Genomic DNA, 15,454 nt, shown 5'->3' on the forward strand with positions numbered 1-15,454 from the left:
CAGCGCGGGCCGAAGCCTCAAAAATAGGCAAATGGCGGAGCCGCGGCGCGCGCGGCTCCTTCTCGTCGTCACGGAGCCAGATCATCCGGCCCGCGCTCCATCGGGCGCGGGATGATCTGGCGGCCGGTCAGGCCGTTTCCTTGCGGTTCTGGCGGTTGGCGATGAGGTCGTCCACCACCGCGGGCTCGGCGAGGGTCGAGGTGTCGCCGAGGCTGCCGAAATCGTCCTCCGCGATCTTGCGCAGGATGCGGCGCATGATCTTGCCCGAGCGCGTCTTCGGCAGGCCGGGGGCCCACTGGATGAGGTCGGGCTTGGCGATGGGGCCGATCTCGTTGCGCACGAAGTCGGACAGCTCCTTGCGCAGCGCCTCGGTCGGCTCGCGGTCCGACATCAGCGTCACATAGCAGTAGATGCCCTGGCCCTTGATGTCGTGCGGGTAGCCGACGACCGCGGCCTCGCTGACGGCGGGGTGGGCGACGAGGGCCGATTCGATCTCGGCCGTCCCCATCCGGTGGCCCGAGACGTTGAGCACGTCGTCGACGCGGCCGGTGATCCAGTAATAGCCGTCCTCGTCGCGCCGGCAGCCGTCGCCGGTGAAGTAGCTGCCTTTGTACTGCTGGAAGTAGGTGTCCACGAAGCGCTGGTGGTCGCCCCACACGGTGCGCATCTGGCCGGGCCAGCTATCCTTGATCACGAGGACACCCTCGGTCGCGCCCGCCTTCTCCTCGCCCGTCGCCGGGTCGAGCACGGCGGGGACGATGCCGAAGAAGGGCTTCGTCGCCGAGCCCGGCTTCGTCGGTGTCGCGCCGGGGAGCGGGGTGATGAGGTGGCCGCCGGTCTCGGTCTGCCACCAGGTGTCGACCACCGGGCAGCGCTTGTCGCCGACGACCTCGTAGTACCAGCGCCAGGCTTCCGGGTTGATCGGCTCGCCGACGGTGCCGAGGATGCGCAGCGAGGAGAGGTCGTGCTTCTTCACCGGCGCGTCGCCCTTGCCCATCAGGGCGCGGATCGCGGTGGGCGCGGTGTAGAAGGTCGCGACCTTGTGCTTCTCACACACGGCCCAGAAGCGGCCGGCGTCCGGATAGGTGGGCACGCCCTCGAACATCAGGCTGATCGCGCCGTTCGCGAGGGGGCCGTAGACGATATAGGTGTGCCCGGTGACCCAGCCGACATCGGCGGTGCACCAGTAGACCTCGCCGTCCTTGTAGTCGAAGGTCAGCTCGTGGGTCATCGCGGCGTAGACGAGATAGCCGCCCGTGGTGTGGACGACGCCCTTCGGCCGCCCGGTCGAGCCGGAGGTGTAGAGGATGAAGAGCGGATCCTCAGCCTTCATCTCCTCCGGCGCGCACTCGGCCGGAACGTCGGCGGCGAGCTCGTGCAGCCAGAAATCGTTGTTCGGACGCCAGGCGACCTGCTTGCCGGTGCGCTTCACGACGAGGCACTTCACCCGGTCGTCGCACATGAGGAGCGCCTGGTTGGCGTTGTCCTTGAGGTTCGTGGTGCGGCCGCCGCGCGGCGCCCCGTCGGCGGTGATGAGGAGCTTCGCGCCGCAATCGTTGATGCGGTTCGCGAGGCTGTCGGCCGAGAAGCCGGCGAAGACGACGGAGTGGATCGCCCCGATCCGCGCGCAGGCGAGCATCGCGTAGGCCGCCTCGGGGATCATCGGCAGGTAGATGATGACGCGGTCGCCGCGCTTGACCCCCAGCGACTTCAGGACGTTCGCGAACTTGCACACCTCCTCATAGAGGGTGCGATAGGTGATGTGCTGGGCCGGCGCGTCCGGATCGTCCTGCTCCCAGATCAGCGCCGTCTGGTCGCCGCGGGTCGCAAGGTGCCTGTCGACGCAGTTGACGCACGCGTTCAGCGTGCCGTCCTCGTACCATTTGATGTCGACATCGGGATACGCGAAGGAGGTGTTCTTGACCTTCGTGTAGGGCTTGATCCAGTCGATGCGCTTGCCTTCCTCTCCCCAGAATGCATCCGGATCGGCCACCGAAGCGGCATATTTCCGCTCGTAAGTTTCCGCGTTGACGTGGGCGGTCGATGCGATGCTCGAGGGGACCGCGAACGTGTCGGTCATGTCGTTTCCTCGCCGTTTCGTCTTTGTTGTCGAAGTGCGCGCCGGGGCGCGGCGGGAGCCCGCCGACGCCGGAACACGCCTTCGACACACCGTGCCCGGACCGCACCCTTTGCGGCCCGCGACTAAGCGTTAGCCGCTTGGAGGGGGCGCGTCCACAAGACCGGTGGCCAGCGGGCAATTGCGTAAATACCTTCTCAGGGCAACGACATTGCGGTTAAAGGTTAACCAGACCGGGTCGAATTTATGACCCAGCAGAAAGGGAGGGAGACCCCATGAAGTTCATGACAACAGCCTGCGCTCTGGCGCTGGGGGCCGCCGTCTTGGCCGGGCCGAGCGATGTGAAGGCCGCGGATTATCTGCTGGCGACCGCCTCCACCGGCGGCACCTACTACCCGGTCGGCGTCGCGCTCGCGACCGTGGTGAAGGTCAAGCTGCAGCCGACCGAAGGCATCAACATGAGCGCCATCAACTCGGCCGGCTCGGGCGAGAATGTCGCCCTCATGCGCAACGGCGAGGCGCAGTTCGGCATTCTCCAGGGCCTTTATGGCGCCTACGCCGCGAAGGGCATCGGCCCGCTCGAAAGCATGGGTCCGCAGGACAATCTGCGCTCGGTCTCGATGCTGTGGCCGAACGTCGAGCACTTCGTCGTGCGCTCCGACTATGTCGATTCGGGCACGATCATGGACATGGAGAAGCTGAAGGGCCGCACCGTGTCGATGGGCGCGCAGAACTCCGGCACGCTCGGCTCCAACCGGACGATCCTCAACAATCTCGGCATGAACATGGACGAGGATTTCGACCTCGCCTACATGGGCTACGGCCCGTCCGCCGACGCGCTCCAGAACGGCCAGATCGACGGCATGTCGACCCCGGCCGGCGCGCCCGTCTCCGCCGTCTCCTCCGCCTTCGCCAACATGGGCGACCAGATCACGCTCCTCGGCTTCACCGACGAGCAGATCAAAGCGGCGAACGGCGAGTTCGATGAGCTCTGGACCGCCTATAAGATCCCGGCCGGCATGTATCCGAGCGTCGACAAGGACATCGTGACGATCGCGCAGCCGAACTTCCTCGCGGTCGACGCGTCGGTCTCCGAGGACGACGTCTACAAGATCACGAAGACGATCTTCGAGAACCTGCCCTTCCTGCAGTCGATCCACCCGGCGACCAACACGATGAGCCTCGAGACGGCGATCGCGGGCCTGCCGCTGAAGCTGCACCCCGGCGCGCTGCGCTATTTCGAGGAAGCCGGCGTCAACGTGCCGGATCGGCTGAAATAATCCATTCCGCGTGGCGGCCCGGCCGCCTCGCCCCGATGACCGACGCCCGGCCGCACGCAAGCGCGGCCGGGCGTCTCTTTTGTCCCGCCTCCGCTTGTGGCAAGACAATGGCAGGTGGCGGTCGGCAACGGACGGTTGTTTCCGTTGCCCGACTCGCTCGTGACTCTGTGCCGCAACGACATTTCGCGGTGCGGACCGGATTGTAAGCCGCGGCGCCGTCAACGTGCCGCATCCTCGTATCGCGGGCCGAAGGTTCGCCTCCTGATGCCGGCCTTGCGGGCGGTGTCGCTCCTCAGCCCCGTCCTCCCGGACGGCAGGCGGCCGCAGCAAGGGTGAGACTTCCGACATGGACATCGACAACAAGGCGCCGATGCGCGGGGAAATCCATTGACTGACGCGAACCGTGTTGAGGCCACCGCCCCCGATGTGACCGGTGAGGGCGTCGATCCGCCCGGCGTGCGCGACTTCGCCCACAACCCGGTGCTGTCCTGGGCCTTCTTCCTCTTCGCCGTCCTCGTCTCGATCTTCCACGTCCTCGCCAACGCGCTCGGCACCCCGCTGGAGCGCGGCCTCGTCGCGCTCGGCGAGGATCTGCCGGCCGTCGGCGGCGTCCTCGTGCCGCTCGGCCGCTGGTTCGGCGATCTCGCCACCCTGTCGACGCTGACGCTCTGCTCGGTGCACTTCGCGGGCTTCGCGATCCTGTGCACGCTGCGCTTCCCCTTCATCCAGACGAAGAGCGAGGGTGCGGCGCGGATCGTCCTGATCGCCGACATCATCTTCGGCCTCCTCGTCGCCATCTCGGCCGTCACCCTCATCGCGAACGAGAACGCGATCTACGATCGCGGCGTCTCGCTCTCGCTGCAGGATTGGGTGATGGCGGCGATCGTCATCCTCGGCGCGATCGAGCTGACGCGGCGCACGACGGGCTGGATCATCCCGGTCCTCATTATCATCGCCGTCACCTATCCGACGATCTGGGGCTCGATGATCCCCGGCGTCTTCCGTTTCGCGGGCCTGTCGATCGAGACCGTCACCTTCCGCTCGATCTTCTCCGACGAGGGCATGTTCGGCACGATCGGCCAGATCTCGGCGACCTACGTCTTCATGTTCATCCTGTTCGGCGCGTTCCTGCTGCGCTCGGGCGCGGGCGACTTCATCGTCGACCTCGCGCGCGCCGCAGCGGGGCGCTTCACAGGCGGGCCGGGCTTCGTCGCCGTCCTCGCCTCCGGCCTCACCGGCACGATCTCGGGCTCGGCGATCGCGAACACGGTGTCGACCGGCGTCATCACCATCCCCCTCATGAAGCGCTCCGGCTTCCCGCCCAAATTCGCGGCGGGCGTCGAGGCGGCGGCCTCCACCGGCGGCCAGCTCATGCCGCCGATCATGGGCGCGGGCGCGTTCGTGATGGCGAGCTACACGCAGATCTCCTACCTCGACATCGTCGCCGTCGCGCTGCTGCCGGCGATCGTCTATTTCGCCTCCGTCGCGATGTTCGTGCGCATCGAGGCGAAGCGCTCCGGTGTCGTCGGCGTCGACGACGGGACGCGCGTGTGGGAGGTCATGAAGCGGGGCGGCCCGTCCTTCCTCATCCCGATCGTCGTCCTCATCGGCCTCCTCATCTACGGCTTCACGCCCACCTACGCGGCCGGCTACGCGATCCTCGCCGTCATCGTCTCGTCCTGGCTGACGCCGAACCGGATGGGGCTGCGCTCCATCATGGACGCGCTCGCGCTCGGCGCGTCGAACATGATCACGACCGCGGTGCTCCTCATCTCGGTCGGCCTCATCGTCAACGTCATCGCGATGACCGGCATCGGCAACACCTTCTCGCTGATGATCTCGGACTGGGCGGGCGGCAATCTCTTCATCGCGCTGGTGCTGATCGCGCTCGCCTCGCTGGTCCTCGGCATGGGCCTGCCGGTGACGGCGGCCTATATCGTGCTCGCGACGCTCTCGGCCCCGGCGCTCCAGCAGCTCATCCTCGCCAACGTGATGTCCAACGAGACGATCGACGCGGCGACGATCGCGGCGATGGTGTCGGGCACGCTCGCGGACACGGTGAAGCCCTTCTTCATGCTCGCCGACCCGGCGGCGCTGACCGCGCTCGCCGCGCCCATGAGCGCGGGCGACGCGGCGGCCCTCTACGCCAAGCTCCCGCCCGAGCTTCTCGACCAGATCTACCAGAACGCCCGCGCCGGCATCGATCCGGCGGTGATCACCGGCGCGCTCCTCTCGGCGCACATGATCATCTTCTGGCTGAGCCAGGACAGCAACGTGACGCCGCCGGTGTGCCTCACCGCCTTCGCGGCGGCGGCGATCGCGAAGACACCGCCGATGTCGACCGGCCTCGTCGCCTGGCGCCTGTCGAAGGGCCTCTATCTGATGCCGGTGATGTTCGCCTACACGGCCTTCCTCACCGGCTCGCCGATCGAGGTCGGGCTCCTCTTCATCGTCGCGCTCCTCGGCGTCGGCGCGCTCGGAACGGCGATCGACGGGGCCTTCGAGGCGCCGCTGCCGATCTACGCCCGTGCCGGCCTTGCCGCCGGCGGCGTCGCGCTGATCTATCCGGGGCACGTTCTTCTCAACGTTGCCGCCGCGATCTTCGTGGTCGCGCTCCTCGCCCTCAACGCGATCTGGTCGCGTCGCACGCCATCCGCGGCGGCGGCATGACGGAATTTCTATGATTCAGAGCGCGAATTAGAACGCCTGCAAACGATTCTGCGGCATACTTTCCGGGCGAAGCTGCAAAAGTGGTCTGGAACGGACCACAATGTTGTGATTGAACAAAGCCAGTCCCCCGGAGACGTCGATGCCCATCGTCAACCGCTTCCACGACCTGACCGAAGAGATCACGGCCTGGCGCCGTGACCTCCACGAGAACCCGGAGCTGCTCTACGACACGGTGCGCACGTCCGCCGTCGTCGCCGACAAGCTGCGCGAATTCGGGCTCGACGAGGTGGCGACCGGCCTCGGCAAGACCGGCGTCGTCGGCATCATCAAGGGGAAGGGCGGCGGGGCGGGCCCGGTGATCGCCCTGCGCGCCGACATGGACGCGCTGCCGATCCTGGAGCGCACCAACAAGCCCTACGCCTCGAAGACCCCCGGCGTGATGCACGCCTGCGGCCATGACGGCCACACCGCGATGCTCCTCGGCGCCGCCAAATATCTCGCCGAGACGCGCAATTTCGGCGGCACCGTCGCGGTCATCTTCCAGCCGGCCGAAGAGGGCGGGGCGGGCGCCAAGGCGATGATTGATGACGGGCTCCTCACCCGCTTCGGGATCGAGCGCGTCTTCGGGATGCACAACATGCCGGGGATGCCCGTCGGCACCTTCGCGATCCGTCCGGGCCCGCTGATGGCCTCGGCCGACCGCCTGCGCATCACCATCGACGGGTTGAGCGGGCACGCCGCGAAGCCGCATCTGTCGCGCGACCCGATCGTCGCCGGCGCCGCGATCATCACGGCCGCGCAGTCGATCGTGGCCCGCAATGCCGATCCGCTGGAGGCCGCGGTCCTCTCGATCACCATGTTCCATGCCGGGACGACCGACAACGTCATCCCGTCCTCGGCCGAGCTGCGCGGCACCGTCCGCACGCTCCTCCCGGAGATGCGCGACCTCATCGAGGCGCGGCTCGAGGCGATGGTCGCCCAGGTCGGCGCCGCCTACGGCGTCGAGGCGCGGCTCGATTATTCGCGTGACTATCCCGTCACCGCCAACGATGCGGCCGAGGCCAGCTTCGCGGCCGATATCGCGGCCAAGGTGGTCGGCGAGACGAACGTGGACCGCAACGTGGTCCCGACCATGGGCGGCGAGGACTTCTCGTTCATGCTGAACGAGCGGCCCGGCGCCTTCATTTTCGCCGGTGTCGGGGAGGATGTCGCCAACCTCCACAACGACGCCTACGACTTCAACGACGAGCTCATCCCGGTGGGATGCTCCTACTGGACGACGCTGGTAGAGACAGCGTTGCCTCGGACAGCATGACCGACACCGTCAAGTTCACGCGGATGGCCGATGGCGACCGCGACGATTATCTCTTCCTGGAGCGGCACGAGCGGGAGGCGGCGCTGCATGTCGGCGATCGCCTCATCGACGCGCTGCGCCTCCTCGACAATGTGGACTCGGCCTACCGGGTCTCGCGCTACCAGCATTCGATCCAGGCGGCGACCCGCGCCTGGCGCGACGGGGCCGACACGGACTGGGTGGTGGCCGCGCTCCTCCACGATGTCGGGGATCTCTACGCCCCCTACAATCACGACGAATATGCCGCCTCGATCCTGCGGCCCTATCTGCGCGACCAATGCACCTGGGTGATCGCCAATCACGGGCTCTTCCAGCGCTATTATTACGCGCACCATTTCGGCGGAAACCGCGAGGTGCGCCGCCGTCATGAGAGCCACCCCTATTATGACGACGCGATCCTGTTCTGCGAGCGCTGGGACCAGGCGAGCTTCGACCCGGACTATGAGAGCCTGCCGATCGACTTCTTCCGCCCGCTGGTGGCCGAAGTGTTCGGCCGCGACCCCTACACGCCGCAGGTGATCTCGGCGGGCGTGCGCGTGCCGCTCGTCGACCGCGTGGTGGCCGAGCGTCGCGCCGCGGGTCTCGATTAGGATTGATCAGGCGCCGAAGCCTGGGGTTTTTCAGGCGCTGGGCCGGCGCGAAAGGGCAGGGGACGGACGCGCGGCGCCCGTGCCTCCGGCCGCTCAGGAGATCGCGTCGATCTCCTCGTCCGTCAATTCACCCGGAACGATGGTGATGGGGATCGGATAGGCGCCCGCCTGTCCGCCCGCGATCGCGCTGACGAGCGGGCCGGGGCCTTCCGAGCCGGACGCCGCGGCGAGTACCAGAATCACGATCGACGGGTCGTCCGCGATCACCTGCCTGATCCCCTCGACACGGTTGCCGATGACGATGCGGCGCTCCGGCTGGCCCGGAATGTGGTCGGCGAGCTTGGTGAGCGCGCGGTCGAGCATCTCCTCGGCCTCCTGCTCAGCCTCCTCGCGCATCAGATTCTCGACGCCGAGCCAGTGCTGGAACTCGCTCGTCGCCGCGACGCAGAGCGCCACCACGGACGCGCCGGTGTTGGCGGCGCGCTTGGCCGCATAGAGGAGGGCGCGCTCGCATTCCGGCGTGTCGTCGACGACGACGAGGAATTTGCGCGTGGCAGGACGGTGATCGCGGGTCACGGAATTACTCGAGGATGCGCGTGTAGTCGATGTTGAAGAGATCCCGGTCGACCGGCACCCCCGTCGCGACATTGTAGATCGAGACGCTGGTCTCCTGGCCCTTCCCGTCGACGACATTCCACTGCTTCAGTTCCTTGGTGCCGGCGTCGAACAGGAGCGTCAGCGAGCCGTCGCCGAAGGCGGTGGATTCCTCGATGGTGATCGAGATGATGTCGGGCTGGATGTCGACATCGGTGACCTTCGCGTCGGACGTGAGGTCGATCGTGTTGTCGAGCAGGAAGCGCAGCGGCGTGCGCTGAAGCGGCCAGATGTCTTGCGTGGCGAGCTTGCGATCGCGCACGGCGACGGACTTGCCGTCGGCGATGATGTCGAGCGTCGAGGGCGAGTCGTAAAAGAAGCGGACCTTGCCGGGACGCGAGATCGCGAAACGGCCCTGCGTGCGTTGCCCGTCCGGCCCAAACTGCACGAACTCCCCTCGCATCGTCTTGATGGAGTTGAAGTATTGGTTGATCTCCTTCAGCGCCTCGTCGGTCGCCGCGGACGCCGGAAGGGCGGTCGCGACGAGCGTCAGCGCGAGGAAGATGCGGGCAAGGAATGTCATGGCTGTCCTCCGAATGGGGTCGAACCGACCCATGAGGGTTTCGGCCTGTCTGCCTCCTGAATGATCACAATCGTCGGCGGTCAGGCAACCTATTCTTCGGACGAGCCCCAGCTAGTCGCACCGGCTCCCTGGCGCGCCGCCTTGGCGTGCGCGCCGGTCCGACCGCTCAGGTGATCATCGCGAAGTCAGAACTGAAATTGGCCTCGATCTCGGAAAAAACACTCCCTTCGGACGCGGACGTGACAATTGCGACCGGCTCGGTGACGTCGGTGTCGGACAGGAGAAGGGCCTTCGCGGCGAAGGGGCCGCTCGTCGATTGCAGGAAGGCGGTGAGGCGGGGGCCGCTATCGTCGAAGAACTCACGGTGCTGCTTCACCTCGTTGATCAGGCCGAGCGCCCCGAGCGTGGAGGTGAGGAAGGCGAACTCGGCCTCCGCGAACGGGACCTTGCCGCGCCCCTCGATGACGATCGGCTCACCGTCGGGCGGCGACCAATGATCATAGTCGATCGCCGTGATCACCACCTTCAGATACTCGACGTCCCACACCATGGTCCCGGCCGTGCGCTGGAACTCGTGGAGCGCGCTGTCGATGTAGATGATGTCGGCGTTGTCGATCTCCGCCTCGAGGAAGACGCCCGCGCCGGTGCCGCCTTCTTCGCCGACGGTGACGCCGCTCCCGGTCGCCGTCATCTTGTAGACTTCGCCGAAGCCGAAATCGGTGTGCTTGACGTGGACGCGGGTGCTCGCGCTCGCCGCGTTCCCGTTGGCGCCCGCCAGGAACCGCAAGCTCAGACTGAGGGCTTCCTCCTCTTCCTGGAGCTGAGAGAGTTGCGAAAACTGCCCGATTTCGGCCTCGTCTTCGATCACCGCATCCGCGCCGAAAGAGAAAAGCATCCTCTGTCTCCCTGAAAATTTGTATTTCGGCAGACTATAAGTGGAAGGAAACGCCTGCCAACCACATTCTGGCCATCCTTGCGGGGCGGAGCCGGGGCGGTTGCTGGCGCGCGCGGGTGCGGAAACGGAAAACGCCGCCCGGAGGCGGCGTTTTATTCAAATCGATGCGGGCCGGGCCGGCCCCGCGCAGTTCGCCCGTGGCGTCAGGCGATCTCTTCCTCGGCGGGCACCAGGATGTCGCGCTTGCCGGCGTGGTTGGCGGGGCTGACGACGCCCTCCTTCTCCATCCTCTCGATCAGCGTGGCGGCGCGGTTGTAGCCGATCGAGAGGCGACGCTGGACGTAGCTCGTCGAGGCCTTGCGGTCGCGCAGCACGAGGGCGACGGCGCGGTCATAGAGGTCGTCGCTCTCCGACAGCGCGTCGAGGCCCGAGCCGCCGCCACCGCCGGCGCCGCCTTCCTCCTCGTCCTCGTCATCCTCCAGCACGGCTCCGAGATATTCCGGCACGCCCTGGAGCTTGAGGTGGGAGACGACGTCCTCGACCTCCTCGTCGGCCACGAACGGGCCGTGGACGCGCTGGATGCGGCCGCCGCCGGCCATGTAGAGCATGTCGCCCATGCCGAGGAGCTGCTCGGCGCCCATCTCGCCGAGAATCGTGCGGGAGTCGATCTTCGAGGTGACGGCGAAGGAGATGCGGGTCGGGAAGTTCGCCTTGATGGTGCCGGTGATGACGTCGACCGAGGGCCGCTGCGTCGCGAGGATGACGTGGATGCCGGCCGCGCGCGCCATCTGGGCGAGACGCTGGATCGCGCCTTCGATGTCCTTGCCGGCGACCATCATGAGGTCTGCCATCTCGTCGACGATGACGACGATGTAGGGCATCGGCGACAGGTCCAGCACCTCCTCCTCGAAGATCGCCTCGCCGGTGCGCTTGTCGAAGCCGGTCTGGACGATGCGTGTGAGGGGCTCGCCGTTGCGGTTCGATTCCTTCAGGCGGCTGTTATAGCCGTCGATGTTGCGCACGCCGAGCTTGGCCATCTTGCGATAGCGGTCTTCCATCTCGCGCACCGCCCAGCGCAGCGCCGTCACCGCCTTCTTCGGGTCGGTCACGACCGGGGTGAGGAGGTGCGGGATGCCGTCATAGACGGAAAGCTCCAGCATCTTCGGGTCGATCAGGATGATCCGGCACGCCTCCGGCTTGTGCCAGTAGAGGAGGGACAGGATCATCGTGTTGATCGAGACCGACTTGCCCGAGCCGGTGGTGCCGGCGACGAGAAGGTGCGGCATGCGCGCGAGATCGGCGATCACCGCCTCGCCGCCGATCGTCTTGCCGAGGCACATCGGCAGCTTCGCCTTGGTGCGCTCGAACTCCTGGCTCGCGAGGAGCTCACGCAGATAGACGGTGATGCGGCGCGAGTTCGGGAGCTCGATGCCGATCGCGTTCTTGCCGGGGATGACGGCGACGCGGGCCGAGATCGCGCTCATGGAGCGGGCGATGTCGTCGGCGAGGCCGATGACGCGGGACGACTTGATGCCGGGCGCCGGCTCCAGCTCGTAGAGCGTCACGACCGGGCCGGGGCGCACGTGGATGATCGAGCCCTTCACGCCGAAATCCTCGAGCACGCCTTCGAGCACGCGGGCGTTCGCCTCGAGCGCGTCGGGGGTGAGTTCGTTGTCGGCGCGATCGGCGGGGGGCGCGGCGAGGAGGGCGAGCGGCGGGAACTCATACTCGGCGTTGTTGAGGAAGCTCGGCTGGGCCTCCTTCACGACGCGGCGGCCGGGCTTCATCGCGGCGGCCTGGGGCACGACGCGCGGCGCAGCCTCGGGCTCGGGCGCGGGGCGGACCGGGGCGCGCTGCGGGACCGCCTGGCGGGCGGGTTCGCCGCGCGAGGGCTGGCCGCGCGCGGGGCCGGCGTGACGGGCGGCCTCGGCCGCGTACGGGTCGTCGTCCTCCTCGTCGTCATAGTCGTCGAGGGCGTCGTCCTCATACTGGTCGTCGTCGTAGCCGTCATCGTAACCGCTGTCGGTCGCCTGGCGGTCGTCCTCGTCCCAGTCGTCGGCCTCGTCGTCGTAGACGGGGGTTTCCTCGATCGGCGCGTAGGCCTCGTCCTCGGCGAACTCTTCGTCCTCGGGGACGAAATGCTGCTGGTTCAGCTTCGCGGCCGGGCCGCGCAGCGGCTTGCGGAAGGTGAAGGATTGCGGGTCTTCCTCGGGCGCGGTGCGGCGGGGCTCGGCCGCGCGCGCGGCCTGCGCGCGACGCGGGGCCGGGCGCTCCTCGACATAGGCCTCCTCCTCGTCCGCATAATCCTCGTCGTAGGCGACGGGCTCGTCATGGGCCGGGAGGTCGGCCGGCGCCGGGCGGGCGCGGGCGGGCGCGGGGCGGGCGGCCGGGCGCATCGGCGCCTCGTCCATCATGCCGTCGAAGACGAGATCGTCGTCCGAGGGCTCACCGCGGCGGCGCGCGCGATAGACGGCGCGGCCATGGTCCACCGCCTCGCCTGTCCCGGCGAGGGCGGCGCGCAGGGACGGGGCCTCCACTGCGCGCTTGCGCCGGCGCGGCTCGGTGGAACGCATTTTCGCCCGCGCCGTCAGCGCCATGTGGGCGATCGCGCCGCGGAAGGCGGAGAAGCGGCCATTCTCGCGCTCGTAGGTGTCGGTCTCGTCGAGGCCGTACTCGTCGTCATAGGCCGACTCGTCGCGGCGGATCTGGAAGCCGAGCTCGGTGAGCTGCTGGCGCCGGCGCGGCGGCGACACCGCGTGGAGAAGGCAGGCGAGCGCGCCGAGCCCGATGAGGCCGCCTATGAAGCCGCGCACGATCCCCGAGCCGATGCCGAAAATGTCGGAGAGGACGTACTCGTAGGCGCTGCCGACCACGCCGCCGAGCCCGAGCGGGAGCGGCCAGGCCTCGGTGACGGGGAAGACGTTGATGAAGCCCGGCGCGAGGAAGAGGGCGGCAAGGCCGGCGGCGAGCTTGCTGGGGGCAAGGCCGAGCGGGCGGCCGGCGATGAGGCGGATCCCCCAGAGCGGTAGCGGTGCGAGGAGAAGCGGGGCCGCGAGACCGAAGATCTGCATGATCGGGTCGGACCAGACCGCGCCGGGCGTCCCCATCCAGTTGTGCACCGGGCCGGAAATCGCGTGCGTGAAGCTCGGGTCGGACACGTTCCAGGTCGCGAGCGCGACCCCGAGGCAGGCGGCGAGGGCAATGAGGAGGAGGCCCAGCAACGTCGATGTCGCCCGGCGGGCGAAGACCACCGAGGGGTCGTCGAGGAGCTGCTCCAACGCTCTCATACGCATGACACTCACGGCAAACCTCTTGAACGTTCACGGACCGACGCGGGCGCGCCTCCCATGTCACGGCGGCGTCCGCGACGAGCGCGAGACGAAGAGGCCCCGTCGCTCTCTGGTTTGACGCGCGTGCGTTAAGGCAAGGTAACCGTAACCATCCCGAATGGCGGGGATTTTCGCCGGACGGCGCAATCGCTGGATGTCGGGTCGAGAGAATTGAAGAGGTCGGGCGTGACTGTGGCACCGATGCCGCGCCCGGCGGCAACCACCGGGCGTCGCGCCGCCACGGGTGCAACCCGCGGCGGCCGGGCGCGCGTCAGAGGACGGGAGCGGTCGCGAAGACGTCGGCGACGCGGGCAAGGGCGCCGCGCGTCAATTCCGGCGAGGCGACGAGGGCGAGGCGGAGGCGCCCGATGCCCGGATTGACACCGCCGCGCGGCGTCGCGGCGAGATAGGAGCCGGGAACGCACCGCACGCCCGCCTCGCGCCAGAGGCGCAGGGTGGCCGCCTCGTCGTCGCCGCCGATATCGAGCCAGAGGAAGAAGCCGCCCTCGGGCACCACCTCCCCGAAGCGGGGGGAGAGGAGGCGCGCGGCGTCGGCGAACTTCTCGTCATAGAGGCGACGGCTCGCGACGACATGCGCCTCGTCGTCATAGACGGCGGCGGCGACCTCCTGGAGCGGGGTCGGCACCTGGGGGCCGGCCTGGTTGCGGAATTCGCGCACCGCGCCGATCGTGTCCGGCGCGCCGGCGAGGAAGCCGACACGCATTCCGGCAAGGTTCGACCGCTTCGACAGGGAGTTGAAGACGAGGAGGCGCGGCAGGATCTCGGGCCGCTCCCGTGCCGCTTCAAGCGCGCCGACGGGGGCGCCGACCGACTCGCGGTAGACCTCCGAATAGCATTCGTCCGCGAAGATCAGGAAGTCGTGCCGCTCGGCCCGGTCGAAGAGGGCGTGCCATTCGGCCCGCGTCGCGCAGCGCCCCTCCGGATTGGAGGGGGAGCCGAAATAGTAGGCGATCGCCCGGTCGAGGGCGCTTTCGGGCACGCTCTCCCAGTCCGGCAGGATGCCGTCACCGGCCATCATCGGCACCGGCTCGGCCCCGATCCCGTGCGCCCCGGCGATGTAGGTCTGATAGAAGGGGTTCGCGAAGAGGACGGTCGGGTTGTCCTTCTCCATGAGGTCGCGCGCGGTGACGGCCGCCAGGAAGAGCCCCTCGCGGCTCCCGCTCAGCGGCAGAAGCGTGCCCGCCTCGCGGAACCAGCCGTCGAGCCCGTAGCGGCGGTCGATGAAGTCGTGGACGGCGCGCTGGAAGTTCGCCGTGCCCGCGATCGGCGGATAGCCGACGAAGCCGCCCGTGTGCCGCGCGAGCACCTCGCCGATGAAGGCGGGCGGCGCGTGCTGGGGATTGCCGACGGCAAGGTCCACCGGCGCGACGTCCGGTTTCACGTCCCCGATGAGGGCGCGCAGTCGTTCGAAGGGGGATTTGGCGAAGAACATGTCAGTCGAGCCGTCGGTCAGCCGTCCACCACCAGCCAGAGGGCGGACAGGGCAAGTAAGAGAGCCATCGTCACGTTAAACGCGCGCAAACGCCAGCCCGAACCGAGCAGACGCGAGAGCGCCGCACCCGACGCGGCCCAGGCCGTCGTCGACGTGATGCTGACGAAGAGGAAAACGATCGCGATGATCAAGGCCTCGTGGAGCGGTGTCCCGCCCGAGGCGTAGGTTGCGGCGGCGGCGATGCACATCACCCAGGCCTTGGGGTTCACCCACTGGAAGAGGGCGGCGCCGACGAAGGACAGCGGGCGGGCGGCGTTCTTCCGGCCCGCCGCCGACTGGCGGGCGATGCGGAAGGCGAGCCAGAGCATCACGGCGAAGCCGAGCCAGGCGATGACCGTCTGGAGCGCCGGCGCGGAGCGGAACACCTCGCCGAGGCCGAGCGTGACGGTGAAGACCATCACCGTGACGCCGATGGTGACGCCCAGGATGTGCGGCCGGGTGCGCGCGAATCCGAACGTCGCCCCGGAGGAGGCGAGCATCACGTTGTTCGGCCCAGGCGTCCACGAGCAGGCGACCGCGAATGCGATGAGGGCCGCCAGTGTCTGAGCGGTTGGCGCGACCATGGTGTG

Annotated in this window: 11 protein-coding genes; 4 read left to right on the forward strand and 7 right to left on the reverse strand. The window is 68.1% G+C overall.

Features of this window, described 5'->3' with window-relative positions; genetic code table 11:
- Positions 1 to 127: 127 nt before the first annotated feature.
- Positions 128 to 2,080 carry an acetate--CoA ligase gene (gene acs / locus DBV35_RS03855; protein ID WP_108658910.1) on the reverse strand — a complete coding sequence of 651 codons (1,953 nt, stop codon included), beginning with the start codon at positions 2,078 to 2,080 and terminating at the stop codon, positions 128 to 130.
- Between the two features lie 272 nt (positions 2,081 to 2,352).
- On the opposite strand from acs, the gene DBV35_RS03860 reads away from it, so the two are divergent.
- From DBV35_RS03860 to DBV35_RS03875, 4 genes are all read left to right on the forward strand, one after another.
- A complete protein-coding gene (locus tag DBV35_RS03860) occupies positions 2,353 to 3,357 on the forward strand; it encodes a TAXI family TRAP transporter solute-binding subunit (RefSeq protein ID WP_108658911.1) in 1,005 nt (334 codons plus the stop codon).
- A gap of 387 nt (positions 3,358 to 3,744) precedes the next feature.
- Positions 3,745 to 6,027 (forward strand): TRAP transporter permease, encoded by a 2,283-nt coding sequence (locus DBV35_RS03865; RefSeq protein ID WP_205648461.1) that lies wholly within the window; start codon positions 3,745 to 3,747, stop codon positions 6,025 to 6,027.
- A 139-nt stretch (positions 6,028 to 6,166) separates the two neighbouring features.
- On the forward strand, positions 6,167 to 7,342 hold the full coding sequence (locus DBV35_RS03870) for a M20 aminoacylase family protein (RefSeq protein ID WP_108658912.1): 1,176 nt from the start codon (positions 6,167 to 6,169) through the stop codon (positions 7,340 to 7,342).
- A complete protein-coding gene (locus tag DBV35_RS03875) occupies positions 7,339 to 7,971 on the forward strand; it encodes an HD domain-containing protein (protein ID WP_108658913.1) in 633 nt (210 codons plus the stop codon). The genes DBV35_RS03870 and DBV35_RS03875 overlap by 4 nt, the downstream gene beginning before the upstream one ends.
- 93 nt (positions 7,972 to 8,064) lie before the next feature.
- Here the strand turns inward: DBV35_RS03875 and DBV35_RS03880 are convergent, their stop codons facing one another.
- The 6 genes from DBV35_RS03880 to DBV35_RS03905 form a co-directional block, all read right to left on the reverse strand.
- The gene (locus DBV35_RS03880) at positions 8,065 to 8,547 is read right to left on the reverse strand and encodes a universal stress protein (RefSeq protein ID WP_245943828.1); all 483 of its coding nucleotides are present in this window, start codon (positions 8,545 to 8,547) and stop codon (positions 8,065 to 8,067) included.
- 4 nt (positions 8,548 to 8,551) lie between these two features.
- The gene (locus DBV35_RS03885) at positions 8,552 to 9,148 is read right to left on the reverse strand and encodes a LolA family protein (protein WP_245943829.1); all 597 of its coding nucleotides are present in this window, start codon (positions 9,146 to 9,148) and stop codon (positions 8,552 to 8,554) included.
- Between the two features lie 166 nt (positions 9,149 to 9,314).
- A complete protein-coding gene (locus tag DBV35_RS03890) occupies positions 9,315 to 10,043 on the reverse strand; it encodes a hypothetical protein (RefSeq protein WP_108658916.1) in 729 nt (242 codons plus the stop codon).
- 203 nt (positions 10,044 to 10,246) lie between these two features.
- A complete protein-coding gene (locus tag DBV35_RS03895; protein WP_108658917.1) occupies positions 10,247 to 13,336 on the reverse strand; it encodes a DNA translocase FtsK in 3,090 nt (1,029 codons plus the stop codon).
- Between the two features lie 307 nt (positions 13,337 to 13,643).
- On the reverse strand, positions 13,644 to 14,825 hold the full coding sequence (locus DBV35_RS03900; protein WP_108658918.1) for an aminotransferase class I/II-fold pyridoxal phosphate-dependent enzyme: 1,182 nt from the start codon (positions 14,823 to 14,825) through the stop codon (positions 13,644 to 13,646).
- Positions 14,826 to 14,842: 17 nt separating this feature from the next.
- On the reverse strand, positions 14,843 to 15,448 hold the full coding sequence (locus DBV35_RS03905; RefSeq protein ID WP_108658919.1) for a LysE family translocator: 606 nt from the start codon (positions 15,446 to 15,448) through the stop codon (positions 14,843 to 14,845).
- Positions 15,449 to 15,454: the final 6 nt, after the last annotated feature.

The organism is Acuticoccus kandeliae, from assembly GCF_003073115.1.